The sequence below is a fragment of the Massilia brevitalea genome (genome assembly GCF_030711405.1).
Classification (GTDB): Bacteria; Pseudomonadota; Gammaproteobacteria; order Burkholderiales; family Burkholderiaceae_D; genus Telluria; species Telluria brevitalea.
The window spans coordinates 88,651-112,667 of record NZ_JAULSI010000010.1; the positions used below are offsets into that span (position 1 = coordinate 88,651).

20 protein-coding genes are annotated in these 24,017 nt (G+C 67.1%); 12 read left to right on the plus strand and 8 right to left on the minus strand.

The window, feature by feature from the left end:
* The first annotated feature begins 7 nt into the window (after positions 1–7).
* The 5 genes from QWL29_RS08360 to QWL29_RS08380 all read left to right on the plus strand — a co-directional run bounded on the left by QWL29_RS08360 (position 8) and on the right by QWL29_RS08380 (position 4,154).
* Entirely contained in the window at positions 8–1,249 is a 1,242-nt protein-coding gene (locus QWL29_RS08360; protein WP_305822428.1) for a Zn-dependent hydrolase, read from the plus strand.
* A gap of 59 nt (positions 1,250–1,308) precedes the next feature.
* A complete protein-coding gene (locus QWL29_RS08365; RefSeq protein WP_305822429.1) occupies positions 1,309–1,644 on the plus strand; it encodes a hypothetical protein in 336 nt (111 codons plus the stop codon).
* Between the two features lie 217 nt (positions 1,645–1,861).
* A complete protein-coding gene (locus QWL29_RS08370; RefSeq protein WP_305822430.1) occupies positions 1,862–2,464 on the plus strand; it encodes a DUF1326 domain-containing protein in 603 nt (200 codons plus the stop codon).
* Positions 2,465–3,295: a DUF2182 domain-containing protein gene (locus QWL29_RS08375; protein WP_305822431.1), complete on the plus strand. Its 831-nt coding sequence runs from the start codon at positions 2,465–2,467 to the stop codon at positions 3,293–3,295.
* Positions 3,288–4,154, plus strand: a complete 867-nt coding sequence (locus QWL29_RS08380) for a DMT family transporter (protein WP_305822432.1) — start codon at positions 3,288–3,290, stop codon at positions 4,152–4,154. The genes QWL29_RS08375 and QWL29_RS08380 overlap by 8 nt, the downstream gene beginning before the upstream one ends.
* A gap of 6 nt (positions 4,155–4,160) precedes the next feature.
* On the opposite strand, the gene QWL29_RS08385 is transcribed toward QWL29_RS08380, so the two are convergent.
* From QWL29_RS08385 to QWL29_RS08395, 3 genes are all read right to left on the minus strand, one after another.
* Positions 4,161–4,628, minus strand: coding sequence for a GNAT family N-acetyltransferase (locus tag QWL29_RS08385; RefSeq protein ID WP_305822433.1), 468 nt, complete (start codon positions 4,626–4,628; stop codon positions 4,161–4,163).
* Positions 4,625–6,379, minus strand: a complete 1,755-nt coding sequence (locus QWL29_RS08390; protein WP_305822434.1) for an allantoate amidohydrolase — start codon at positions 6,377–6,379, stop codon at positions 4,625–4,627. The genes QWL29_RS08385 and QWL29_RS08390 overlap by 4 nt, the downstream gene beginning before the upstream one ends.
* Positions 6,380–6,453: 74 nt before the next feature.
* Positions 6,454–7,392 carry a LysR substrate-binding domain-containing protein gene (locus tag QWL29_RS08395; protein WP_305822435.1) on the minus strand — a complete coding sequence of 313 codons (939 nt, stop codon included), beginning with the start codon at positions 7,390–7,392 and terminating at the stop codon, positions 6,454–6,456.
* Between the two features lie 119 nt (positions 7,393–7,511).
* Between QWL29_RS08395 and QWL29_RS08400 the strand changes: the two genes are divergently transcribed.
* From QWL29_RS08400 to QWL29_RS08410, 3 genes are all read left to right on the plus strand, one after another.
* A complete protein-coding gene (locus QWL29_RS08400) occupies positions 7,512–8,741 on the plus strand; it encodes a urate hydroxylase PuuD (RefSeq protein WP_305822436.1) in 1,230 nt (409 codons plus the stop codon).
* Entirely contained in the window at positions 8,738–9,982 is a 1,245-nt protein-coding gene (locus QWL29_RS08405; protein ID WP_370663680.1) for a M20/M25/M40 family metallo-hydrolase, read from the plus strand. Before QWL29_RS08400 ends, QWL29_RS08405 begins: the two co-directional genes overlap by 4 nt.
* Before the next feature lie 61 nt (positions 9,983–10,043).
* Complete coding sequence (locus QWL29_RS08410) at positions 10,044–10,286, plus strand: H-NS family nucleoid-associated regulatory protein (RefSeq protein ID WP_305822437.1); 243 nt, start codon at positions 10,044–10,046, stop codon at positions 10,284–10,286.
* Here QWL29_RS08410 and QWL29_RS08415 read toward each other — a convergent pair whose 3' ends face one another.
* The 5 genes from QWL29_RS08415 to QWL29_RS08435 form a co-directional block, all read right to left on the minus strand.
* A complete protein-coding gene (locus QWL29_RS08415; RefSeq protein WP_305822438.1) occupies positions 10,287–10,478 on the minus strand; it encodes a YqaE/Pmp3 family membrane protein in 192 nt (63 codons plus the stop codon).
* A gap of 269 nt (positions 10,479–10,747) precedes the next feature.
* Positions 10,748–12,481 carry a vWA domain-containing protein gene (locus QWL29_RS08420; protein WP_305822439.1) on the minus strand — a complete coding sequence of 578 codons (1,734 nt, stop codon included), beginning with the start codon at positions 12,479–12,481 and terminating at the stop codon, positions 10,748–10,750.
* Positions 12,482–12,622: 141 nt separating this feature from the next.
* Positions 12,623–14,866: an RIFT barrel domain-containing protein gene (locus QWL29_RS08425; RefSeq protein ID WP_305822440.1), complete on the minus strand. Its 2,244-nt coding sequence runs from the start codon at positions 14,864–14,866 to the stop codon at positions 12,623–12,625.
* Between the two features lie 82 nt (positions 14,867–14,948).
* Positions 14,949–17,309, minus strand: a complete 2,361-nt coding sequence (locus QWL29_RS08430) for a S9 family peptidase (RefSeq protein WP_305822441.1) — start codon at positions 17,307–17,309, stop codon at positions 14,949–14,951.
* Between the two features lie 196 nt (positions 17,310–17,505).
* Positions 17,506–17,715, minus strand: a complete 210-nt coding sequence (locus QWL29_RS08435) for a hypothetical protein (RefSeq protein ID WP_305822442.1) — start codon at positions 17,713–17,715, stop codon at positions 17,506–17,508.
* A 360-nt stretch (positions 17,716–18,075) separates the two neighbouring features.
* Between QWL29_RS08435 and QWL29_RS08440 the strand changes: the two genes are divergently transcribed.
* The 4 genes from QWL29_RS08440 (at position 18,076) to nirB (ending at position 24,011) form a co-directional block, all read left to right on the plus strand.
* Positions 18,076–18,738: an ANTAR domain-containing response regulator gene (locus tag QWL29_RS08440; RefSeq protein WP_305822443.1), complete on the plus strand. Its 663-nt coding sequence runs from the start codon at positions 18,076–18,078 to the stop codon at positions 18,736–18,738.
* Complete coding sequence (locus QWL29_RS08445; protein ID WP_305822444.1) at positions 18,735–19,907, plus strand: CmpA/NrtA family ABC transporter substrate-binding protein; 1,173 nt, start codon at positions 18,735–18,737, stop codon at positions 19,905–19,907. The genes QWL29_RS08440 and QWL29_RS08445 overlap by 4 nt, the downstream gene beginning before the upstream one ends.
* 271 nt (positions 19,908–20,178) lie before the next feature.
* Positions 20,179–21,489: an MFS transporter gene (locus tag QWL29_RS08450; protein ID WP_305822445.1), complete on the plus strand. Its 1,311-nt coding sequence runs from the start codon at positions 20,179–20,181 to the stop codon at positions 21,487–21,489.
* Positions 21,486–24,011, plus strand: coding sequence for a nitrite reductase large subunit NirB (gene nirB, locus QWL29_RS08455; RefSeq protein ID WP_305822446.1), 2,526 nt, complete (start codon positions 21,486–21,488; stop codon positions 24,009–24,011). The genes QWL29_RS08450 and nirB overlap by 4 nt, the downstream gene beginning before the upstream one ends.
* The last annotated feature ends 6 nt before the right edge of the window (positions 24,012–24,017 follow it).

The following is a 24,017-nucleotide window of genomic DNA, read 5'->3' on the forward strand; positions in this document are numbered from 1 at the left end:
CACCACCATGTCCGACACCCTGCGCATCAACGGCCAACGCCTGTGGGACTCCCTGATGGAACTGGCCCGCATCGGCGCCACCGACAAGGGCGGCGTCAAGCGCCTCGCCCTGACTGACCTCGACCGCCAGGGCCGCGACCTGGTCGTGCAATGGGGCCGTGAGGCCGGCATGAGCGTCACCATCGACAAGATCGGCAACGTCTTCATGCGCCGCCCGGGCCGCAACAACGGTCTCGCCCCGATCGTCACCGGCAGCCACGTCGACACCCAGCCCACCGGCGGCAAGTTCGACGGCAACTACGGCGTGCTGGCCGGCCTGGAAGTCGTGCGCACGCTGAACGACCAGGATATCGTTACCGAAGCCCCGATCGAAGTCGCCTTCTGGACCAATGAAGAAGGCTCGCGCTTCGTGCCGGTGATGATGGGCTCCGGCGTGTTCTGCGGCGCCTTCAGCCTGGACGCCGCCTACGCCGCCACGGACGTCGAGGGAAAAAGCGTGCGCGAGGAACTCGAACGCATCGGCTATCTTGGCGAGGAAGAACCGGGCCAGCACCCGATTGGCGCCTATTTCGAGACCCACATCGAGCAGGGCCCGGTGCTGGAAGACGCGGACAAGGTGATCGGCGTGGTGCCGGCCGTGATGGGCCTGTCCTGGTACGACTGCACGGTCAGCGGCATGGAAGCGCACGCCGGGCCCACGCCGATGGGCCTGCGCCGCGATGCGCTGCAAGTAGCGACCGTCATCATGCAGGAGGTGGTGGCGATTGCCAACCGCTACCCGCCTTACGGGCGCGGTACGGTCGGCATGGTGCAGGTGTTCCCGAACAGCCGCAACGTGATTCCGGGCCAGGTGAAGTTCAGCATCGACCTGCGCAACGTCAGCGACGATTTGCTGAACACCATGCACGAAGAGATGCTGGCCTTTGTGGCGCAGACGCGCGCCGGGACCGGCCTCGGCATCGAGGTCGAGCGCGTCTCCTACTTTCCGCCTTGCCCCTTCCACCCCGACTGTGTGAACGCCGTACGCGCCGCCACCGACAAGCTGGGCTACTCGGTGATGGACGTGGTCTCCGGCGCCGGCCACGACGCCATCTACGCGGCGCGCGTGGCGCCGGCAGGCATGATCTTCGTGCCCTGCAAGGACGGCATCAGCCACAACGAGATCGAGGACGCCAAGCCTGAGCACCTGGAAGCCGGCTGCAACGTGTTGCTGCACGCGATGCTGGAGCGGGCGCAGGTGGTGAAGTAGGGGAGGGACACTTCCTTTGCTGGACGGCAAGCGCCGGCGAACGCGGCTAGAATGCCCGCATGCCGAGCAAACTTCCTACCTTTCCCGGACCGCTGACCGCGCGCGGCGCCGTGCTGGCGGTACTGCTGTCGAACGAAGACCAGACCGGTTCCGAACCGCTGCAGGGCCGCGTGACCCTCGCCGCCATCGTGCGCACCCTGAAGCGCAAGTATCACTGGCCGATCGAGACCAACAGCTTCCCCGCGAATGCCGCCGACGGCCGCGCCACCTGGGCCACGGTCTACAGCCTGCCGCAGAACGTGATCGACAAGGCCCTGGAGCGGGGCGGACGCGACTGGCTGCGCAGCCGCAAACTCGCCCGCCGCCGTGTGGCCCGCCTCGACAACGAGGAATAAGCAGGAGGGCGGGTTCAGGCCAGCATCCTCAAGCACGTAGGGTGGGCGCCCCGTGCCCACGCGTTCAACTACAGGCTGCATTCGCAAAACTCGCCTTTGATCTGGCTCATACCGACTGCGATTTGCCGCGCTTGCCTGCGCGAGCCTGGCGGCCTACCTTGTAAGGATGCAGCCGGTCTGCATTCGTGCGACTGGCGGCGACAACGCGGAGGTCGTCATGAGCTATCGTCTGGAAGGCAGGCTGCTGGAAGTCTGCAACTGCAAGGTCCTGTGCCCGTGCTGGATCGGCGAAGATCCCGACCACAGCACCTGCGACACCATCGTCGCCTGGCGTATCGACAAGGGCGCCATCGACGGCGTCGATGTCGGCGGCCACACCCTGGCCGCCGTCTCCCATCTTCCCGGCAATATCCTGGCGGGCAACTGGCGTGCCGCCTTCTTCATCGACGACGACGCCAGCGATGCACAAATGGATGCGTTGCTCAAGGTGTACAGCGGCAAGGCCGGCGGCGCGATCGCCGAGCTGGCCAAGCTGATCGGCGAAGTGGTGTCCATCGAGCGCGCACCGATCAGGTTCACGGTGAACGAGGGCAGGGGCGAGCTGTCCATCGGCGACGATTACTATGCCGAGCTCGAACCCTACCGTGGCCCGAGCGGCAACATCACCACGCTCACCGAAACGATTTTCTCCACCGTGCCCGGCGCGCCGGTGTTCGTCGGCAAGGCGCCGGTCTACCGCTCGCACAACGACAAGCTCGGCATCCACCTGAACCTGCGCGACCATAATGCACTGCAAAGCACTTTCGTGTTCGAGGCATAAGTGCCTGTCGATGCAAGCGCCGCGAACACGCCTCGGCTGCGGCGCCACTACCGCGTGTTCGTGCCGCTGATCGTGGCCCTGGCGGCGCTGGCCTGGCTGGCGCTCTGGGCCTGGGCGCGCAGCCCCTACGGCCGCTATCTCGAACACGGGGTTGCACACGGCAGCTGGACCGATTCCGGCCCCGCCGCCGCGCTGTGCCGCGCGCTGCCTGCCGGCGACATCGTCGTGCCGCTGCTGTTGTATGCTGCAGCCTGGATCCTGATGACCGCCGCGATGATGCTGCCCACTACATTGCCGCTGTTCGACGCCTTCGACCGCCTCACCAGCGGCCGGCCCGACCATGGCCGTTTGCTGGCGCTGCTCGGTCTCGGCTACATGGGCGCCTGGGGCGCGTTCGGCGTCCTCGCGCATGGCCTGCACGAAGGCTTGCTGGTGCTCCTCGCACAGTCGCCGCAGCTGGCCTGGAACGGCTGGATCGTCGGCGCCGCCGTCATTGCCGGCGCCGGCGCCTTCCAGTTCAGCCGCCTGAAATATGCCTGCCTCGACCGCTGCCGTTCCCCGCTCGGTTTCGTGATCGCCCACTGGCGCGGCCGTGCGCAGAAGCGCCAGGCTTTCCTGCTCGGCCTGCACCACGGCGCCTGGTGCGTCGGCTGCTGCTGGGCGCCGATGCTGCTGATGTTCGCCGTCGGCGCCGGCAGCCTGGGCTGGATGCTGGTGCTGGCGGCCGTCATGGCCATCGAGAAGAATACGCCCTGGGGGCCGCGCCTCGGCAAGCCGCTGGGTGTGGTCTTGCTGGCCTGGTCGGCAGCGCTGGTGGCCAGCCATGCGTGACCTTGCAACCGGCCGGCCGCGGCTCTCGACGCTGGCATGCACGGTGGCGGCCATGCTGGCCTTTGCGGCCAACTCGCTGCTGTGCCGCCTGGCGCTGCTGCGCGGCGGGATCGACCCGGCCAGCTTCGGCACGGTGCGCATCGTGTCCGGCGCCATGGTGCTGGCGCTGATCGTGCGCTGGCGTGCGGAGGGAGCACGCGAGACTGGCGGCGACTGGCTGTCGGCGGCCATGCTGTTCGCCTACGTCGCCTTCTTTTCCTTTGCCTACGTCAGCCTGGCGGCCGGCACCGGCGCGCTGATCCTGTTCGGCGCCGTCCAGCTGACCATGTTCGGCGCCGCCCTGCGCGCCGGCGAACGCTTCGCGCCGCTGGCCTGCGCCGGCCTGGCGCTGGCGGCGCTGGGACTGGTCTACCTGGTGCTGCCGGGCGTCAGCGCACCGCCATTCGCCGGCGCCGCATCGATGGCGCTGGCCGGCGCGGCCTGGGGCGTGTATTCGCTGCGCGGGCGCGGCGCCCTCGACCCGCTCGGGGCGACCGCAGGCAACTTCCTGCGTGCGGCGCCCATGGCGCTGGCGCTGTGGATTCTGTTCGTCGGCAGCGCACACGCCGATACCGAAGGCATCCTTCTCGCTGTGGCATCGGGCGCCATCACTTCCGGCGTCGGCTATGCGATCTGGTACACGGCCCTGCGCGAGCTGAGCGCCATGCGCGCGGCCACGGTGCAGCTGTCGGTGCCGCCCATCACGGCCTTCGGCGCGGTGCTGTTCCTGGCCGAGCCGCTGACGCTGCGGCTGGTGCTGGCCTCGGTGGTCATCCTCGGCGGGATTGCGCTGGTGCTGGCCGGCCGCGCCAGGAAGTGACAGCGATCAGAGGTGCTTTTCCATGAGCACGGAGGGGATGCCGATACCGGAATGGTGCGCGTACAGTTCTTCGCCAAGGGAGATAAAACCGGCGCGGCGGTAGAAAGGAACGGCATTGAGCGAGGCCGACAAATACAGGCGGGTGCCGCCGGCCGCGCGCGCCAGGTCTTCGCATGCAGTGAGCAGCAGCGCGCCGATGCCGCGTCCGTGCTCGCCGGGCTCGACAAACAAGGCGTCGACTTCGCCGCGCGCCAGGTCGAGCGCCGTGTAGCCAAGCACGCGGCCCGCTTCCTCGGCCACCAGCGCGCTGCCGGCCGCAACCAGGCGCGACATGCTGCCCGGCGCCGGTGCAGGCAGCCAGACGTCCAGCACCGCCTGCGCATAATGCCCGGGGCAGGCGTGGGCAAGCGCACGCGTGCGCAGTGCCCACAAGGCGGCGATCTCTTCTTCCCGCGCTGGCCGCAAGCGCATCATGCGCCCCTCCCCAGGCTGCGCAGGAAGTCCAGCAGCACCTGCCCGGCCAGTTCGGCATCGTCGGCCGTCATGGTCTCCAGCGGATTGTGGCTGATGCCGCCGTTGCCGCAGCGCGTGAACAGCATCGCCACCTCGGTGATGCGCGCCATCTCCATGGCGTCATGCCCGGCGCCGGACAACAGATCGAAACGCGGCACGCCGGCGCGCTCGACCGCCGCCCCCAGGGCATCCATCAGGCGCGGCGAGCAGGGCGCCGCTTCCGCTTCCACGATCTTCCACAGCTTCTCGTCGATGCCGCGCCGCGCGCAGATGGCGCTGATGCCGGCCAGGATATCGTCCACCGCCGCCAGCCGCACTGCGTCGTCGGCCGCGCGGATGTCAAGCGAGAGCTTGCAGGCGCCGGGGATCACGTTCACCGAACCGGCCGGCACCTCGAGCTGGCCGACGGTACCGACCAGCGATGGCACGCCGTCGCAGCGCGCCTCCACCAGCAGCACGATCTCGGCTGCGGCCGCCGCCGCATCGCGACGCATGCCCATCGGCGTCGTGCCGGCATGGCTGGCCACGCCTTGCAGTTCGACCAGATAGCGCGAGCTGCCGGCAATCGCCGTCACCACGCCCACCGGCAGGCCGCGCTCGAGCAGCACCGGCCCCTGTTCGATGTGGACTTCGACGAAGCCGAGCAGGTCCTCCCGCCGGCGCGCAATCGCCGCAATCGCCTGCGGATCGTGGCCTGCCTCAAGCAAAGCCTGGCGCATGCTCACGCCGCCGTCATCGACCGCATCGAGTTTGCCCAGGTCGAACTGCCCGGTGATCGCGCTGCTGCCGAGGAAGGTGCTGCGAAAGCGCACGCCTTCTTCTTCCGCAAAGCCAATGACCTCCAGGTGATACGGCAAACGCTCGCCGCGCTCGTGCAGCGCACGCACCAGGGCAATCGGCAGCAGGATGCCCAGGCGGCCATCGTACTTGCCGCCATTGCGCACGGTGTCGTAGTGCGAGCCGGTGATCAGGGTCTTCGCGTTCGCGTCGAGCGTGGCGTAGCGCCCGACCACGTTGCCGACCGCATCGATGCGGGTGTCCATGCCGGCATCAACCATCCAGGCTGCAATCTGGGCGGCGGTACGGCGGTGCGCCGGCGTCAGGTAGGCGCAGGTCAAGCCCTCGCCGGCATCGCTCCAGGAGGCGATCGTTTCGGCCCAATCCATCACCTGGGCGCCGATCGACGGCGTCACCCCAAGCAGGGCATTCAGGCGGATCTCGGCGATGCGGTGTACCTGGCGCAGCGCCTCCGCCATTTCATCAAGGCGAGCATGCTTCAGGCGCCGCGCAAATGTGTCGATGATCGCCGTGCGCGTCAGCCCGCGTCCGGTCGGGCCTCTCACGGCCAGGATGAAGGGGAAGCCGAACTTCTCGTTGTACGCGGCATTCAGGCGCTGCAGCGTCGCGTATTCGTCGGCGCTGCACAGGTTCAGGCCCGACGCCGCCTGTTCGCCTGTCGATTCCGCCGTCAGCTCGCCGGCAATCGCCGCCTTGCCCGCCAGCTCGGGGTGGGCGCGCAGCAGGGCCAGGCGTTCATCCTCGCGCGCATGGTCGACCACATCCTGCAAGGTCAGTTTCAGCGCCGCCAAGCTGGCAAACGGCCGCCGGCTCGCGGCCTGCTCTGCGATCCAGGGCGAATGCTCGTAGATGCCGTTCAGGGCCGCGACAAAATCGGCGGCGTCCAGGGTGTTCAGGCGGGAGAGGGTAGTCATGGTCGGCCTCGCATGGTTCGAGCCTTCGATGATAAAGCCGGATAGCGCCTGCGCTTATACGGCGGCCGATATAGTTACTTCTGCACCAGCGCGCGCGCCGCCTGGCTTACCTGGTCGCGCAGCCATTTGTGTTCCGTCGACTGATGCACGCGCTGGTGCCACAGCTGGTAGAAACGCATCGGCGGGAACTTGATCGGCATGGTGAAGGTTTTCAGCGGCAGCGCCTTTTCATAGAAGCGCATGAACTGGCGGCCGGTGGTCAGGACCAGGTCGGTCTGGGTCAGCATGTAGGGGATCAGGCCGAAGTAGGGCGACTCGACCGCGATCTTGCGGTGTAGCCCGGAGCGCGCCAGGAAGGAATCGATCACGCCGTGGTAGCCGGGCAGCATCTGCGACGGCGCCACGTGCGGCAAACTGAGGTAGTCTTCGATGGTCATGGCATCGGCCTCGGTGCGCTTGGCGTAGGGGCTGTCGGCGCGCATGGTGCAGACGATCGGGTCCTCGAACAGCTTCGACATGTGCAGGTGCGCGGGCGGCTCGTCCCAGTTGGCGATCACCAGGTCCATCTCGCCGTCGGACAGCATGCGCAGGTAGTCGGTACCCGGCCCGACGCTGTGGATGGCCACGCGGCTGTTCGGCGCCACGCGCCGGATCGAGGCGACCACGTTCGGCAGGAACTGGGTGTCGAGGTAGTCGGGCGCGGCGATGTGGAAAGTGCGCGCCGCCGCCTCGGGCACGAAGGGCGACTTCCTGATGAACAGGCTCTCGGTTTCGTCGAGGATGCGCTTGGCCGGTTTCAGCAGGCTTTCGCCGTGCTGGGTCGGCACCATGCCGCGCGCGCCGCGCACCAGCAGCGGGTCGCCGGTCAGCTCGCGCAGTTTGCGCAGCGAGGCCGAGATCGAGGGCTGCGGCTGGTTCAGCTTGAGCGCCACGCGCGAGACGTTTTTCTCCACCAGCAGCAGGTAGAGGATGCGGATCAGGTGCAGGTCGAGGTGCTGGGGCAGGCTGGCCATGGCGATTTGGATGTATATCGGTTCGATTATGTCGAATATACGGCATATTTCATGTTGTAGAAAATGAAAACCGCGTATCTTCGTTGAAATATAGCCACGAAAAACGATGAGGACCCTGCATGGACGTGTTCGGATACCTGGCGCCCTACGGCCTCGAATGGATGAATCTGCTCGTACGCTGGCTGCACATCATCACGGGCATCGCCTGGATCGGCGCCTCCTTTTATTTCATCTGGCTCGACAACACCATCAAGCCGCCCGCGCCGGGTTCCGACCTGGCGAACAAGGGCGTGGCCGGCGAACTCTGGGCCGTGCACGGCGGCGGCTTCTACAACCCGCAAAAGTACCTGGTGGCCCCGGCCACGCTGCCGAAGGAACTCCACTGGTTCAAGTGGGAAGCCTATTCCACCTGGCTGTCCGGCTTTGCGCTGCTGTTCGTCGTGTATTACCTGAATGCCCAGGCCATGATGGTCGACCGCAGCGTGGCCGACCTCTCGAGCTGGCAGGCGGTCGGCATTGGCCTTGGCAGCCTGGTGGTGGGCTGGCTGGTCTACGACCTGCTGTGCAAGTCCCCGCTCGGCAAGCGTGACCTGGCTTTCGGCGTCGTCATTTTTGCCTTCCTGGTGGCGAGCAGCTGGGTGCTCACGCACCTGCTCAGCGGGCGCGCCGCCTACCTGCACATCGGCGCCATGATCGGCACCATCATGGTGGCGAATGTCGCCCACGTGATCATCCCCGGCCAGCGCAAGATGGTGAACGCGATGATGGCCGGCCAGCAGCCCGACCCGCGCTACGGCATCAAGGCCAAGCAGCGCTCGGTGCATAACAATTACTTCACTCTGCCGGTGCTGTTCCTCATGATCAGCAACCACTACGCGATGACCTACCGCCACGAGCACGCCTGGGCCGTGCTGGCGGTGATCATGGCGGCGGGCGTGTTGATCCGCCACTTCTTCAATCTGCGCCACAAGGGCCGCATCGAGTGGAAGTATCCGGCGGCCGGCGTGGCGCTGCTGGCTGTGCTGGCAGTGCTGATCGCGCCCAAAGCGCCCGTGGCGCAGGCCTCTGGCGCCGATACGATGGCCCAGTTCACCCAGGTGAAGCACATCGTCGACCAGCGCTGCGTCAGCTGCCACGCCGCGAAACCGACCCAGCCCGGCTTTGCCACCGCGCCGGCCGGCGTGATGCTGGAGTCGCCTGAACTCATCAGCCAGAACGCCGCGCGCATCTACCAGCAGACCGTCCAGCTGAAAGCCATGCCGCTGGCGAACCTCACCAACATGACCGACGCCGAAAGGGCGCAGATCGGCGCCTGGTTCGAGGCCGGCGCCAGGACAGGAAGCCAATGATGGATACCCAGGCCCGACAACAGCTGCTCGACTGGATCGACGCCCACTTCGACGAGCAGGTCGCTTTCCTGCAGGGCGTTGTACGCATTCCCACCGATACCCCGCCGGGCAACAATGCCCCGCATGCCGAGGCCGTGGCGGAGATGGTGCGCGCCTATGGCTGGGAGGCCGAGCGGCATGCGGTGCCGGCTGATGCTGTGCGCGACTACGGCATGGAATCGATCACCAATCTGATCGTGCGCCGCCCGTATGGCGACGGGCCGACCATCGCCCTGAATGCCCACGGCGACGTGGTGCCGCCCGGCGAAGGCTGGACCAGGCCGCCGTACGGCGCCGAGATCGAGGACGGCTATTTGTACGGGCGCGCCGCCGCGGTCTCGAAGAGCGACTTCGCCACCTACATCTTCGCCGTGCGTGCGCTCGAAGCACTCGGCCTGCCCTTGAAGGGCGGGGTCGAGCTGCACTTCACCTACGACGAGGAATTCGGCGGCCTGCTGGGGCCGGGCTGGCTGCTGGAACAGAAACTCACAAAGCCCGACATGGTGATCGCGGCCGGCTTCAGCTACCAGGTCATTACCGCCCACAACGCCTGCCTGCAGCTGGAAGTCACGGTGCACGGCAAGGCCGGCCACGGCGCCATGCCGGAAACGGCGATTGACGCCTTGCAGGCGGCCACGCACATCCTGAACGCCATCTACGGCCAGCTGCCGGAACTGAAGAAGATCAAGTCGAAGGTGCCCGGCATCGATTCGCCCACCATGCTGGTCGGCCGCATCGACGGCGGCACCAACACGAATGTGGTGCCAGGCAAGGTGGTGCTGAAGATGGACCGGCGCATGATTCCCGAGGAAGACCCGGTGGCAGTCGAGGCCGGGGTGCGTGCGCTGATCGAGGACGCGGTGCGGGACCTGCCCGGCATCCGGGTCGAGATCCGGCGCTTGCTGCTGTCGCATGCGCTACGGCCGCTGCCCGGCTCGGAGACGCTGGTGGACAGCCTGCAGCGCAACGCCGGCGCCATTCTGGGCGAGGCCATTCCGGCCGTCGGCACGCCGTTGTATGCCGATGCGCGCCTGTACGGCGAGCACGGCATCCCGGCCGTGATGTACGGCGCCGGCCCGCGCACGGTGCCGGAATCGCATGCGAAAAAGGCCGACGAGAAGCTGGCGCTGGAGGACCTGCGCAAGGCGACGAAGGTGGTCGCGCTGACGCTGTTCGATTTGCTCGGGAAGGAAGCTGGCTAAGCGCTGCATGAGCGCTGCCCTCGTGATAGGCTAGCGGTTCCAACCGAACAGAGGACAAGCGATGGCACAGATCGATCTGTCGAACTACAACCTCGGCGAACTGAAAGGTCTGCAGTTCGACGTCGAGAAGGAACTCAAGGAACGCCAGCGGCACGATTTGCGCAAGGCGCGCGAGCAGGTGATGGCGATCGTGCAGGAGGCCGGCATGTCGGTCGACGAGCTGCTGGCCGAGCGCAACAAGGACAACGCTGCGGGCAAGGGGGGCGGCAGGGGCAGGCCCAAAAAGGCCGGCCCCGAGGCTTGACTAGCGCCCGCGCATCGAGCGCTCGATCTTCTGGTCGGTCTTGTACTGGCTGAGGGCATACACGGCCCAGATGGCGGCCGGCAGCCAGCCGACCAGGGTTACTTGCAGGATCAGGCAGATGATGCCGGCGATCGGGCGGCCGATGGTGAAGAAGGTGAGCCAGGGGAGGATCAGGGCGATGAGGAGGCGCATGGGGTTTCCTTGATGGTCGAATGGTCGAGCCCGTGCAACCGGGCGTGTCTGTCAAAATCTTATAACAGGCAGGCCCGCGCTCAGCACACCGTTGCCGCCTCCAGGTTTTGTCGTCGTAGGGTGGGCACTTGTGCCCACGCGGTAATCATCGGTCGAGCATCTGCGGCTTTGGCAAATTTCGATGAACGGGCGCCTACCGGGGCACATTTCGACACGTCACCGTTCGACCGCGTGGGCACAAGTGCCCACCCTACGCAGCCCACCACCGGTTACGGTTGCCCGACCGGCCCTGTCTTGCCCAGCGTCTCCGCCATCCGCACCAGACGCACGAACTCGGCGCGGTACCCCTCCGCATCCTTGCCGCGCGTATCGTTTGCCAGCGCCGCGATATCGGCATAGCTGTACTCCGCCACCGGCGCCTCGCCGCGCAGGCGCTGGCCGAACGCCGCCACCGCCACCGCAAAGCGCGCATCTTCCGGCGCCGCATCCAGCCCCTTGCGCACACTGTCGGCACGCACCGCATGCGAAGTCTCGCGGCTGGTGCTCTGGCCCGGCAGCTTGTAGCGCACCTTCACGAAACAGAGCTCATCCCCCTTGCCAGCCGGCGCCGCCTTCCTGGCCTCGCCATAGCGCAGCGGATCGACCAGCTTGCCCGCCTCCGAAGCCGGCGTGGTCTCGTAGATCGCCGTGACGGTGTGCCCGGCGCCCATGTCGCCCACATCCACTTTGTCGTCCTTGAAGTCCTGGCGCGCCAGCATGCGCGTTTCGTAGCCGATCAGCCGGTAGGCCGCCGCCTGGCGCGGGTTGAACTCGACCTGCATCTTGACGTCGTTCGCGATCGGGAACATGGTCGAGCCGAGTTCTTCCTGCATGGCCTTGCGCGCTTCCAGCAGCGAGTCGATGTAGGCGGCGTTGCCGTTGCCGGACTGGGTCAGGCGCTGGATCAGGGCGTCGTTCAGGTTGCCCGTGCCGACGCCGAATACCGACAAATAGACGCCGCTCTTGCGCTTGTCGGCGATGAAGCGCTCCAGCTGCTTCGGATCGGTGATGCCGATGTTGAAGTCGCCGTCGGTGGCCAGGATCACGCGGTTCACGGCCTTCGGGTCGCGGTGGCGCTCGGCCAGCGCATAGGCACGCTGCAGGCCGTCGCCGCCGGCGGTGCCGCCGGATGCGCGCAAGCCGTCGAGGGCGTCGACGATCTTCTGCTTGTCGCGGCCCAGCGTCGGCTCGAGCGCCACCTGGGTGCCGTTGGCATAGGTGACGATGGACACGCGGTCGTTCTCGCGCAACTGGTCGGCGAACAGGCGCAGGCCCTGCTGCAGCAGCGGCAGGCGGTCGGGGCCCCCCATCGAGCCGGAGACGTCGATCAGCAGCACCAGGTTCAGCGGCGGACGTGCGGCCTGCTCGACGTCGAAGCCGCGCACGGCGACGTGCAGCAGCTGGTTGCCTGCCTTCCAGGGGCTGGGCATGACCTCCGTGGTTACGGCGAAGGGCTGGTTGCGCGCCTTCGGGGCGGCGTAGCGGTAGGGGAAGTAATTGACCATCTCCTCGACGCGCACGGCCTGCGGCGGCGGCAGGCGGCCGGAGGTGAGCTGGCGCCGGACGAAGGCGTAGGAGGCGGTGTCGACGTCGGCGCTGAAGGTGGACACCGGCTGCTCGGACACCAGCTGGGTGACGTTCGCTTCCTTGTCCGGGAACTTGTCGGCCTGTGGTGGAGCAATGACGACAAAGCCCGGCGGCGCCGCGCGCCGCAGCGGCTGGTACTGCCCCGCGATCGACGAGCCGGTCACGACCACGCTCTGCTTCTGCTGCGAAGCGTAGGCGGACACTGAAGGAGAGGGCGGCGGCGGCGGTGCAGGAGCCGAGACTGAAGCCGGAGGCGGCGCCGGCGACGCTTCGGCAAGGACCGGCGACTCCTGCTGGCCGGGAGACTGCACGCTGCAGCCGGCCAGCAGTACGGCGCCCAGCGCCAGGAGCGCGGGCGTATTCAGGGGACATCTCATGATTGGACTTCCTTCGGTTGTTATACCGATAAGGTGCAACAGCGATGCCCGGATTGCAATGGCGCTTACAACCTGTAATTCTTTATGCGGCCGGCATGTGCGCGCTTTTGCGTTGCCGCAGTGCGCCGCCTGATGCGGCGGCTAGCGCGCTTCGTCCGCTGCGCCGGCCGAGCGCGGAACGACCGCGAACTGCGGCGCCTTGCTGTAGTCGGGCTTGACGCTGCGCGACATGAAGCGTGCCCAGGCCTTCCGGCCGGCCGCGCCGCCGACGTCAGCCGCGTAGGCCAGGGCCGGTTGCATGTTCGAGGGGAAGCCCATCGGCTCCGCCGCGTAGCCGCCCATGTCGCCGACCTTGCGCTTGGTGGCGACGGCCAGTTCCTGGCCAGCGCAGGGCAGCGCGGCCAGTTCGCCCATGGTGCCGCGGTAGGCCTGGGCGATGCTGTCGTAGATCGGTGCACCCGGCGCATCGCGCACGGTGATGGTGTAGTTGGCGCCATCGACCCAGCAGGCGCCTTCGCCGACCATGCGCGCGATCGGGAACTTCGCCTTCCACTTCAATAGCGGCTGCGCCTCCTTGAAGCCGAGTTCCGCCACGTGCCCGACCGCCGAGGTAAAGAAGTCGTCCTGCCAGGGCGCCACCGCCGTCTTGCCCTTGTAGATCACAGCCTGCTTGTTATCGATCACACCGAGGCGGTTGGCTGCCGGGTTGTCGCTGTAGACCTCGTTGTAGAAGGAGAGGTTGCTCTTCAGGATGGTTGTGAAGTCGCGCTTGAGCGGGTGGCTGTCGGGCGTGACGTAGGCCGCTTCGGCCAGCGTGCGCAGGCTCCAGGCCTGGCCGCGCACCTGGTGCGAATCGAGCAGTCCGCGGATGTTCTTGCGGTAGCCGGGATTGGTGGAGAACACGTTCCACATCGCCCAAAACTGCAGCTCTTCCAGGTAGTAATGGTCGCCGGTGACAAGATAGGGCAGGTAGGCAAAGGCCGGCTGGTGCGCGCTGTCGACCGCATACGGCGTCTGGCAGGCTTCCTTCGGGCAGCGCGGGAAGACTTCCTGCTTGCCGGTCTTCGGGTTGCGCGTGTCGCCGGGATTGCCGAGCAGGGTCATGTAGGGATAGTCCATCAGGCTGATGGGCAGGCCGGTGCGCTTGTCGCGGTAGTGCGCCGACCAACTGCCGGCCAGGTCGGCGGTGCCGAGCGTGACCTGCCTGGCGCGCGGGTCCATGCTCAGCAGGTACATGGCCGCCCACCCCGGCAGCAGTCCGATGTCGTTGCGTCCGCCCGTACCCGGCATGGCCGGATTCGCCGCGCCTATGCCCATCGGCTCGGTCCTCGGCCCTTCCCATTTGCCGATCAGCGCGGTCAGTGCCGCATCCGACACGACCACCGAGCGGTCGTAGTTGGGCAGCGCGCGCGAGTCGATCAGGTAGGCCGTATCGTGGCGCAGGTGGATGTGGGGCGCGTCGCCTGCCCAGGCCAAAATGCGCCAGCGCGCGTGGTGCAGGTGGGTCAAGTCCTTCTTCGCGTAGACCGTGTTGCCGCCGACCTTGACCTCGACGTTGTAGGTGAAGTTCTGCGGCGCCGGCTCGTAGGCCCAGTCGTTTTCCACCACCACGTCGACGCGGGTCTTGCCGCTGCCGGCATAGCCGCGGATCGCGAAGCGCGCCGCCAGGTGCGGGTGTTCATCGCCGTTCGCATTGCGCAGCGGCGCGGCCACCTGCAGCTCGGTGACGACCGGTCCTTCCAGCCAGGCTTGTGGCTTCTGCTCCTTGAGCAGGCGGTCGGCGGAGGCGGTATACCGTTCGCCGCCGATGTCGATGCTGACCACGGCGCCAGTGGTGAAGTCCGGCCTGGCGCCCGCCTCGCCGTGCTTCGCATTGCCCTTGACCAAGGCGATGCCGGCCCCTTGCCCCTTGGCCAGGCGCGGCAGCAAAGCCGAAATGACCGCGTGCCGCACCGAGCCGTCCGGATGGGTGGCCTTGACGTCGACCTGCAGCGGCAGGCTGCTGCCGTCTGCGAGTTTGCCCGACAAGCCCGCGCCGCGTGGCAGGTCGCCCGGTGCGAAAACCTGGCCGAAGGTGAGCGGCACCCGCGTCTGCTCTCCGCCCGTGTTCTCGACCGCCACACCGGTGAAGCCGCCGGCGGGAATCGCCGCCCTGCGCGCCGGCGCCGGCGCTGCGGCCTTGCCTGGCGCTTCCTTCATTTCCTTCGTTTCCCGGGCTTCCTTCGCATCGGCCGCCGCGGCGTTGCCATGGCGCGCCGACAGCACCCGGCTGTCGTCCACCTTGCCGGTGGTCGGCAGGCCGACGAAGCCATCCTGGGCATGGGCGATGCCGGTGACGAGTGCGAGGAAGAGGGCAAAGCGAAGCGGAGTACGGACAGGAATCATAGGCGGCGAGAGAAGTAATGGAGTGAACATACAACAGTAAAACAAAAAGCGCCCCGCAGGGCGCTCGCTTACTTCTGGCTGCTTACTGCTTCAGCGTGCGTTCGAACAGCTTCAGGATGCGGCGGTACTGGTCGAACCAGCTTTCCGGCTGGGTGTAGGCGTGGCGTTCCAGCGGGTAGCTGGCCAGCTCCCAGTTATCCTTGCGCAGTTCGATCAGGCGCTGCGCCATGCGCACCGAGTCCTGGTAGAACACGTTGTCGTCGACCATGCCGTGGCCGATCAGCAGGTTGCCGCGCAGGTTCTCGGCGTACTCGATCGGCGACGAGATTTTATAGGCCTGCGGGTCGAGCTCCGGCGTGTTCAGGATGTTGGCGGTGTACTCGTGGTTGTAGCTGGTCCAGTCGGTCACCGGGCGCAGCGCGGCGCCGGACTTGAACATCTCCGGTGCGCGCATCAGCGCCATGAAGGTCATGAAGCCGCCGTAGCTGCCGCCGTAGATGCCCACGTTCTGGGCGTCGCCCTGCAGGTTCTGCACCACGTACTTCACGCCGTCCTGGTAGTCCACCAGTTCCGGGTGGCCCATCTGGCGGTAGATCGCGGTGCGCCAGTTGCGGCCATAGCCTTTCGAGGCGCGGTAGTCCATATCGAGCACGATGTAGCCGCGCTCCACCAGCAGGTTGTGGAACATCTGCTCGCGGAAGTAGTTCGGGTAGCGCTTGCTGGTGTTTTGCAGGTAGCCGGCGCCGTGCACGAACATCACGATCGGGTATTTTTTACCCGCTTCCAGCTTGGCCGGGCGGTACAGCTTGGACCACACCGGGTCGCCGCCGTCGCTCGACGGCACGGCCACGTATTCGGGCTGGATCCATTCGCGCGCCTTGTATTCGGCGGTGCGGGTATCGGTCAGCTTGGCCGCCGCGCCGCCCGCCACCGGCACCGTGGCCAGCTGGATCGGCATGTAGCTGGTCGAGTAGTGCACCAGGAGTTTACGGTTGTCCGGCGACAGGGCGAAGCGCTCCACGCCTTCCAGGCCCGTCACTTCGCGCGTGGCGCCGTCTTTCGCGTTCACCGCGCACACTTCATAGGTGCCCGGGTTCTTGCGGTTGCAGAGCAGGTAGGCCGTGCTGCCGTCGAAGTTCCACTGCACGTCGCCGGCTTCCCACTTGCCGCTGGTGAGGGCGCGCGCCTGGCCGTCGGTGCTCGACGTGTACAGGTGCGAGTAGCCGCTTTCTTCCGACAGGTACCACAGCGTGCGGTTGTCCGGCAGCCAGCCGAAATCGGCGTTGTCGTAGTTGACCCAGGCTTCGTCACTCAGGCGGTGCACGGGTTTCAGCTTGGCGTTCGGCAGGTCGATGGTGGCGATCCAGCGGTCCTTGTTGTCGACCGCGCGCAGCATCACGGCGGCCTGCTTGCCGTCGAAGGTCCAGCGCACGGCGTCGGCGCGGTCGGCGATACGCAGTGGGCGGTTGCCCTTCAGCGGATCGAGCTTGGCGTCGGCGCGCAGCTTGGCCAGCGGGTCGGTAGCGATGCCGGGCAGGCTGTCGAACGGGATGTCCTTGACCGTATTCGTGGCCAGGTCGATCAGTTTCAGTGCATGCGGCGCCGGGTTGTTGCGGCCGACGCGGGTGCGCTCGTCGTCGGTTTCCTCGTAGCCCGATTCGGTCACGTAGCGCGGCATCTTGCCGACGCGGCCCTTGTCGCCGCCTTTTGCCGCGGTGACCACGACCAGCCAGCGGCCGTCGGGCGAGAGGGCGCTGCCTTCGATGGTGAGCTTGTCGCCCAGGTAGATCGGGGCGGGTGCGCGGGTCGGGTCGGCGCGGCGCTCTTCCTCGGCGCGGGCGCGGCCAGCGTCGCGGTCGTCCTTGGTCCGCTTCAGGGTGGCGATCAGGCGCAGCTGCATGTCGCGCAGGGCGTCTGGGTCAGTCGCTGCAGGGTCTTTCGCGGCGCGCGGCAGGGCGACCGGGCCCTGCACGCGGCTGGCGCGGTCCCAGCTGAACCACTCGTGGCCGACGCGGAACTGCACGGCGCGCTCGTCGCTCGAGAACTGCGGGTCTTCGGCCTTTACGCCGCGGCTGATCTGGACCAGGGCGCCGTTCTTCAGGTCGCGCTCGAAGAGGTCGCCGTTACGCACCAGCACGGCGCGCGTGTGGCTGCGGTTGTAGACGACGTTCGGGCTGTCGAGCTTTGCCAGGTCGGCATCCGCCACCTTGCGCGGCTGGCCGCCCTGCACAGCCTCGAAAGTATCGCGCAGCTGCGAACCGGTGCGCTTCTGCTTGAAGAAGACCTGCTTGCCGTCCCAGCTCCACCAGGCCTGTTCGGCAGGGTTGCCGATCCAGTCGGGGTTGGCCATGGCCTGGTCGAGGGTGATCGGCGTCGGCGCCGCAACGGCTGCGCCGGATGAGGCGATGAACGCGGCAAAGATCGAAAGAGCAGGAAGTCGCATCGTGAATGAGTGGTGGGTGAAGGAATCAGCCAATCATCTGGCTAGTCATTCGCCAGGAATAGCTTTCTGGCTAAAAATTGCGAAAGCATTCTAGCGCAGCCACCATGCGACGGGGCACTTCGCGGACGATAATCCGGAAGAATTTTTAACCGCGTATTGCTGTGTTTACGCGGGTTTTTACACTATTTACAGCGGCTCAGGCAGCCTGGTTCTGCGACTTCGGCTGGCGTGGCAGGAACATGGCAATGCGTGCAACGACGGCGAGAACGGCGAGGCCAACTGGCAGGTATTCGAGAGCGATCATGGTGAAACCTTTCTTGCGCTGGTTAGCGCGCTGGTTGGTAAATACTGCGATGTTGCGTTGCAGTATAGAACGCCTTTTTTCATAAATAAACTTTATGTTCATGATGTCCGCGATAAGCTGTGCTTATGATCTATTCGCTGTCATCGCATGCGATATTGATGGCTGATATATCTCGACTGCAACTAAACCATATGATGCGCCGGTTGGGGTATGTAGGGTGGGCACTCCGTGCCCACGCGGTACGCACGTGTCTGGCGGACATACACGGTGAGGTGTCGCTCGCACCGCATCCGCAAGCCCACGGTAGGCCGTGGCCGGGTGATACCGTGCGAGCGACGAGTCGAGACACGTGTCCAAAGGGGGACGCCCGTACCGCGTGGGCACGGAGTGCCCACCGTACGATTAACGTCGCGGCGAGAGCAGTCAATCCGGTGTGGCCCGCTTCTTGCATTCCTTGTCAGCATGAAATCCAGCCACCCACCCCGCAGCCTGCGCATCGTCGTCGTCACCGCCGACACATCCGGCCACGGCGATGCCGCGCTCGCCGCCCGGCGCGAGCGCAACACGGCGCTGCGCATCGGGCTGCTGGAGTCGGGCTACGACATCGTCGCCTCGCTGCCGCCGGATATCTTCCTGCCCGAGCGCGTGGCCCAGCTGCAGCCGGACCTGATCATTGTCGACAGCGAATCCGATGCGCGCGACGTGCTCGAGCACATCGTGATCGCCACCCGCGACGAGCGCCGCCCCATCGTCCTGTTCACAGAGGACCATAGTGCGCCCGCCATGGAAGCGGCGATGGCAGCCGGCGTGTCGGCCTATATCGTGGCCGGCCTGCAGGCCGAACGCGTGCGGCCCGTGCTCGACGTGGCCCTGGCGCGCTTTCGGCGCGAGCAGCAACTGCTGGGCGAACTGGCCGACACGCGCCAGAAGCTGGCCGAGCGCAAGGTGGTCGAGCGCGCCAAGGGCGTGCTGATGGCGCGCTACCGCCTGAAGGAAGAAGAAGCCTACGGCCGCCTGCGCAGCCTGGCGATGAACAAGAACCTGAGACTGGCCGAGGTCGCGCAGCGCATCCTCGACGTCGAGGATTTGCTGGGCCAGGCCCCGGCTGCGAAAGGACATACATGACGGGTTTGCTGGGGCAGGGCGGGCAGGGGGCCTACGCGACAGGAAGCGACCGGCCCGAAAAGACGGAACTGCGGATCGGCTTCATGCCGCTGGCCGATTGCGCGCCGCTGGTCATGGCCTCCGTACTCGGCTTCGACGAGAAGTACGGCATCCGCCTGATACTGGAACGCCAGCACTCGTGGTCGGCCATGCGCGACCGCCTGAACACGGGCGAGCTCGATGCGGCCCAGGCTTTGTATGGCCTGCTGTACGGCCTGCAGATGGGCATCGGCGCGGCGCCGCGCGACATGGCCTTGCTGATGAACCTGAACCAGAACGGCCAGTCCATCGTGCTGTCGCGCGCCCTTGCCGAAGGGGGCGCACGCGACGGCGCCGGGCTCGCCGCGCTGATGCGTGCGCAGCCGCGCCGCTACACCTTCGCCCACACCTTCCCGACCGGGAACCACGCCATGTGGCTGTGCTACTGGCTGGCCGCCGCCGGCATCGATCCCTTGAACGATGCCACGCTGGTCACCGTGCCGCCCGGGCAGATGGCGGCGAACCTGGAGGCTGGCCACATGGACGGCTTCTGTGCGGGCGAACCCTGGAGCCGGCGCGCGCTGCAGGGCGGCGCCGGTGCGCTGGCGGCGCCGAGCAGCCAGGTCTGGCCCGACCATCCGGGCAAGGCGCTGGGCGCGCGCGCCGATTTCGTTGCGGCGCATCCGCACGCCTGCCGCGCCCTGGTGGCGGCCCTGCTCGACACGGCGCGCTGGCTCGACGCCTCGCCGGTGAACCGCGAAGCGGCGGCCGAGGTGCTGGCCAGTGCCGCCTACGTCAACACGGGCGTGGAACTGCTGCGCGCCTGCCTGCTGCCGCGCCGGGGCGACTGGCCGGCGCTGCGCTTCTTCGGCGAGGGCGCCGCCTGCTTCCCCTGGCTGTCCGACGGCATGTGGTTCCTGACCCAGCAGCGGCGCTGGGGCCTGCTGGCCGCGGACCCGGATTATCGCGCCGTCGCCGCCCAGGTCAACCATGTCGATTTGTACCGCGAGGCGGCGCAGCTGGCCGGCGTGGCCCTGCCTGACACGGCGATGCGCAGTTCGACCCTCATCGACGGACGGGTGTGGGATGGCAGCGACCCCGCCGCTTACGCGCGCGCGTTCGCGATCCACGACTTGCGCTCATCGGACTAATTCGGGGCGAGCGCGGTGCGCCGCGGCGCATCATTTTCGCGCATGGTGCACTGCAATGAGGCGGAGCCGGCCGCGCACTACGCGCCCATGCCCTGCAAGCTGGCTGGCACGGCTCTTGCAAACTCCACGGACAGGATCAACGGCGATCCCTTCACATTCAGCCAGCCCAGCGAGGGGCCGGCACCCGGACAACGGCGTCCGCTTTCCAGGCCACGGCCTCGGGATGCGGACGCCTTTTTTTTGCCTGTCAGTCTAAAAACGAGGGACGATCATGGCCAGCAAAGCAAGCAGCATCCGACTCTTTTCCTTCAACACCCCGCAAATGCGGGCCTTCCACCTGACTTGGGTGGCCTTCTTCGTCTGCTTCTTCGCCTGGTTCGCCTGCGCGCCGCTGATGCCGGTCATCAAGGGCGAATTCGGCCTGTCGATGGCGCAAATCGCCAACATCAACATCGCGGCCGTCGCCATCACGATCCTGGTGCGGCTGGTGGTCGGCCCGCTGTGCGACCGCTACGGTCCACGTAAAACCTACACCGGCCTGCTGCTGCTGGGCGCGATCCCCGTGATCGGCGTGGCGCTGGCGCAGAGCTACGAAAGCTTTCTCCTGTTCCGCCTCGGGATCGGCGCGGTGGGCGCCAGCTTCGTCATCACCCAGTACCACACCTCGGTGATGTTCGCGCCAAAAGTGGTCGGCACGGCGAATGCCACCGCAGCCGGCTGGGGCAATGCCGGCGGCGGCGCGGCGCAGGCGCTGATGCCGCTGCTGCTGGGCGCTATCGTCATGGCCGGCGTCAGCGAAACCCTGGGCTGGCGCGTGGCGTTGGTGGTGCCGGGCGTGGCGATGCTGGTCATGGCCTTCGTCTACTGGCGCTACACGCAGGATTGCCCGGCCGGGAACTTCAGCGAATTGCGGGCAGCCGGCGTGGCCTTCGAGTCCGGCGGCAAGGGCGGCTGGGCGAGCTTCCGCGCCGCCTGTCGCAACCACCGCGCCTGGTTGCTGTTCGTCACCTACGGCGCCTGCTTCGGCATCGAGATCTTCATCCACAACATCGCCGCTGTGTACTACGTCGAGCGTTTCGGCCTGTCGCTCGGCGCGGCCGGGCTGGCAGCGGGCAGCTTCGGCTTGCTGGCGCTGTTCGCCCGTGCCCTGGGTGGCTGGCTGTCGGACCGCCTTGCCGCGCGCGGAGACCTGAACAGCCGCGTGACCGTGCTGTTCCTGCTGATGATCGGCGAGGGCCTGGGCCTGCTGTGGTTTGCAAACGCCGACGGCGTCGCCTTTGCCCTGGTTGCCATGCTGTGCTTCGGCCTGTTCACCCACATGGCCTGCGGCGCCACCTACGCGCTGGTGCCTTTCGTGGCGCCACAGGCGCTGGGCGGCGTGGCCGGCATCGTCGGGGCCGGCGGCAACGTGGGCGCGGTGCTGGCGGGCTTCCTGATGAAAGGGACGGGCGACCTGCGCCAGACCCTGGTCATCCTGGGCGTACTGGTGGCGGCGTCGAGCCTGTGTGCGCTGGGCGCCCGGTTTGGGAATGCAGCCGTGGCAGCACCGGCGGCCAGCGCCGCTTTGAGGAGAGCAACATGAAGATCATCGTCATCGGCCACGGCATGGTGGGCCACAAGTTCGTCGAATCCCTGGCCGCCGCAGCGCCGCACTTGCACATCACGGTGCTGGGCGAGGAACCACGCCCTGCCTACGACCGCGTGCACCTGTCCGAATTCTTCGCCGGGAAAACGGCGGACGACCTGTCGCTGGTCGCACCTGGCTTCTTCGATCGCCCCAACCTGGAACTGAAGCTGAGCGCCAAGGTGACCGGCATCGACAGCGCCGCGCACACCGTGACGCTGGCAAGCGGGGAACGGCTGGCCTACGACACGCTGGTGCTGGCCACCGGTTCCTCGCCTTTCGTGCCGCCGGTGCCGGGGCGCGACCGTTACGACTGCTTCGTCTACCGCACCATCGAAGACCTGGAGGCGATGCGCGAGTGCGGCGCACGCTCGCGCAGCGGCGTGGTGGTGGGCGGCGGCTTGCTGGGACTGGAATGCGCCAAGGCGCTGCGCGACCTCGGCCTGGAGGCGCACGTGGTCGAATTCGCACCACGTTTGATGGCGGTGCAGGTCGACGATCCCGGTGCGCGCGTGCTGCGCGGGCGCATCGAAGAACTCGGCGTGCGCGTCCACACGGGCAAGAACACCCTGGCCATCGTCGACGGTGCCGAGGCCACGCACCGCATGGAGTTCGCCGACGGCAGCGCGCTCGAAACCGACATGATCGTGTTCTCGGCCGGCATCCGCCCGCGCGACGAACTGGCGCGCGCCGCCGGCCTGGCGTTGGGGCCACGCGGCGGCGTCGCCATCGACGCCAACTGCCTCAGTTCCGACCCGGATATCTACGCTGTCGGCGAATGCGCTGCCTGGAATGGCCAGCTGTTCGGCCTGGTGGCGCCGGGCTACGACATGGCGCGCTCCGCGGCGCGTCACGTGCTGGGTGCGCCGGGCGGCTTTGCCGGCGCTGACCTGAGCACCAAGCTGAAGCTGATGGGCGTGGACGTGGCCAGCATCGGCGACGCCCATGGCACAACCAGTGGCAGCCGCAGCTACCAGTTCCTCGACGAGCGCAAGCAAACGTATAAAAAGATCGTCGTCTCCGATTGCGGCAAGCGCCTGCTGGGCGCGGTGCTGGTCGGCGACGCTGCGCAATACGGCACGCTGCTGCAGATGGCGCTGAACGGCATGCCGCTGCCGGCGGCGCCCGAGTTCCTGATCTTGCCCCAGGCCGAGGGTGCGCCGGTACGCGGCCTGGGTGTCGATGCCTTGCCGGCCAGCGCCCAGGTCTGCTCCTGCAACGACGTCTCGAAAGGCACGCTGTGCGAGGCGGTGGCGAACGGCGCCACCAGCATCGGTGCCCTGAAGAAGTGTACCGGCGCCGGCACCGCCTGCGGCGGCTGCGTGCCGCTGGTGACGCAGGTGTTGAATGCCGAGCTGGCGAAGGGGGGCGTGGCGGTGAGCCGGGCGTTGTGCGAACACTTCGCGTACTCGCGCCAGGAATTGCACCACCTGGTGCGGGTCGGGCGCATCCGCAGCTTCGGCGAACTGCTGGAGCGCCACGGCTCCGGCCTGGGCTGCGAGGTCTGCAAACCGGTGGCGGCCAACATCCTGGCCTCGACCTGGAACGATTTCGTGCTGAAGCCGGAACACGCCAGCCTGCAGGACTCGAACGATTACTTCCTCGGGAATATCCAGAAAGACGGGACGTACTCCGTGGTGCCGCGCATGCCGGGCGGTGAGGTCACGGCCGACGGCCTGATCGCGGTCGGCCAGATCGCCAAGAAATACGGCCTGTACACCAAGATCACCGGCGGCCAGCGTGTGGACTTGTTCGGCGCCCGCGTCGAGCAGCTGCCGCCGATCTGGGAAGAATTGATTGCGGCCGGCTTCGAATCCGGCCACGCCTACGGCAAGTCGCTGCGCACGGTGAAGTCCTGCGTCGGCTCGACCTGGTGCCGCTTCGGCGTGGGCGACAGCGCTGGCTTCGCCATCGCGCTGGAGCATCGCTACAAGGGCTTGCGTACGCCGCACAAGGTGAAGTTCGGCGTGTCCGGCTGTACCCGCGAATGCGCCGAGGCGCAAGGCAAGGACGTCGGCCTGATCGCCACCGAAAAGGGCTGGAATTTGTACGTGTGCGGAAACGGCGGCATGAAGCCGCGCCACGCCGAGCTGCTCGCCAGCGGCCTGGATGAAGCGGCGGTGGTGCGGCTGGTCGACCGCTTCCTGATGTTTTACGTGCGCACCGCCGACCGCCTGCAGCGCACCAGCACCTGGCGCGAGAACCTGGAAGGCGGGCTCGAATACCTGAAGGGGGTCGTGGTGCAGGACAGCCTGGGCATCGGCGCGGAGCTGGAGGCCAAGATGCAGCACGTGGTCGACACCTATGCCTGCGAATGGAAGAACGCGGTCGAGGACCCGGAGGTGCGCAAGCGCTTCCGCACCTTTGTGAACAGCGACGCGCCGGATGCGAACGTCGTGTTCATGCCGGAACGCGGCCAGATCCGCCCGGCCACCGTCGAAGAACGCCGGCGCACGATTCCCATCGTGGCGTCGGCCTGAGGAGAA

Excerpts from the sequence above, each read along its gene's own strand:
- QWL29_RS08360 (WP_305822428.1), top strand. The coding sequence starts at position 8 with ATGTCCGACACCCTGCGCATCAACGGCCAACGCCTGTGGGACTCCCTG.
- QWL29_RS08365 (WP_305822429.1), top strand. The coding sequence starts at position 1,309 with ATGCCGAGCAAACTTCCTACCTTTCCCGGACCGCTGACCGCGCGCGGC.
- QWL29_RS08370 (WP_305822430.1), top strand. The coding sequence starts at position 1,862 with ATGAGCTATCGTCTGGAAGGCAGGCTGCTGGAAGTCTGCAACTGCAAG.
- QWL29_RS08380 (WP_305822432.1), top strand. The coding sequence starts at position 3,288 with ATGCGTGACCTTGCAACCGGCCGGCCGCGGCTCTCGACGCTGGCATGC.
- QWL29_RS08385 (WP_305822433.1), bottom strand. The coding sequence starts at position 4,628 with ATGATGCGCTTGCGGCCAGCGCGGGAAGAAGAGATCGCCGCCTTGTGG.
- QWL29_RS08390 (WP_305822434.1), bottom strand. The coding sequence starts at position 6,379 with ATGACTACCCTCTCCCGCCTGAACACCCTGGACGCCGCCGATTTTGTC.
- QWL29_RS08395 (WP_305822435.1), bottom strand. The coding sequence starts at position 7,392 with ATGGCCAGCCTGCCCCAGCACCTCGACCTGCACCTGATCCGCATCCTC.
- QWL29_RS08400 (WP_305822436.1), top strand. The coding sequence starts at position 7,512 with ATGGACGTGTTCGGATACCTGGCGCCCTACGGCCTCGAATGGATGAAT.
- QWL29_RS08405 (WP_370663680.1), top strand. The coding sequence starts at position 8,738 with ATGATGGATACCCAGGCCCGACAACAGCTGCTCGACTGGATCGACGCC.
- QWL29_RS08410 (WP_305822437.1), top strand. The coding sequence starts at position 10,044 with ATGGCACAGATCGATCTGTCGAACTACAACCTCGGCGAACTGAAAGGT.
- QWL29_RS08415 (WP_305822438.1), bottom strand. The coding sequence starts at position 10,478 with ATGCGCCTCCTCATCGCCCTGATCCTCCCCTGGCTCACCTTCTTCACC.
- QWL29_RS08420 (WP_305822439.1), bottom strand. The coding sequence starts at position 12,481 with ATGAGATGTCCCCTGAATACGCCCGCGCTCCTGGCGCTGGGCGCCGTA.
- QWL29_RS08425 (WP_305822440.1), bottom strand. The coding sequence starts at position 14,866 with ATGATTCCTGTCCGTACTCCGCTTCGCTTTGCCCTCTTCCTCGCACTC.
- QWL29_RS08430 (WP_305822441.1), bottom strand. The coding sequence starts at position 17,309 with ATGCGACTTCCTGCTCTTTCGATCTTTGCCGCGTTCATCGCCTCATCC.
- QWL29_RS08435 (WP_305822442.1), bottom strand. The coding sequence starts at position 17,715 with ATGAACATAAAGTTTATTTATGAAAAAAGGCGTTCTATACTGCAACGC.
- QWL29_RS08440 (WP_305822443.1), top strand. The coding sequence starts at position 18,076 with ATGAAATCCAGCCACCCACCCCGCAGCCTGCGCATCGTCGTCGTCACC.
- QWL29_RS08445 (WP_305822444.1), top strand. The coding sequence starts at position 18,735 with ATGACGGGTTTGCTGGGGCAGGGCGGGCAGGGGGCCTACGCGACAGGA.
- QWL29_RS08450 (WP_305822445.1), top strand. The coding sequence starts at position 20,179 with ATGGCCAGCAAAGCAAGCAGCATCCGACTCTTTTCCTTCAACACCCCG.
- nirB (WP_305822446.1), top strand. The coding sequence starts at position 21,486 with ATGAAGATCATCGTCATCGGCCACGGCATGGTGGGCCACAAGTTCGTC.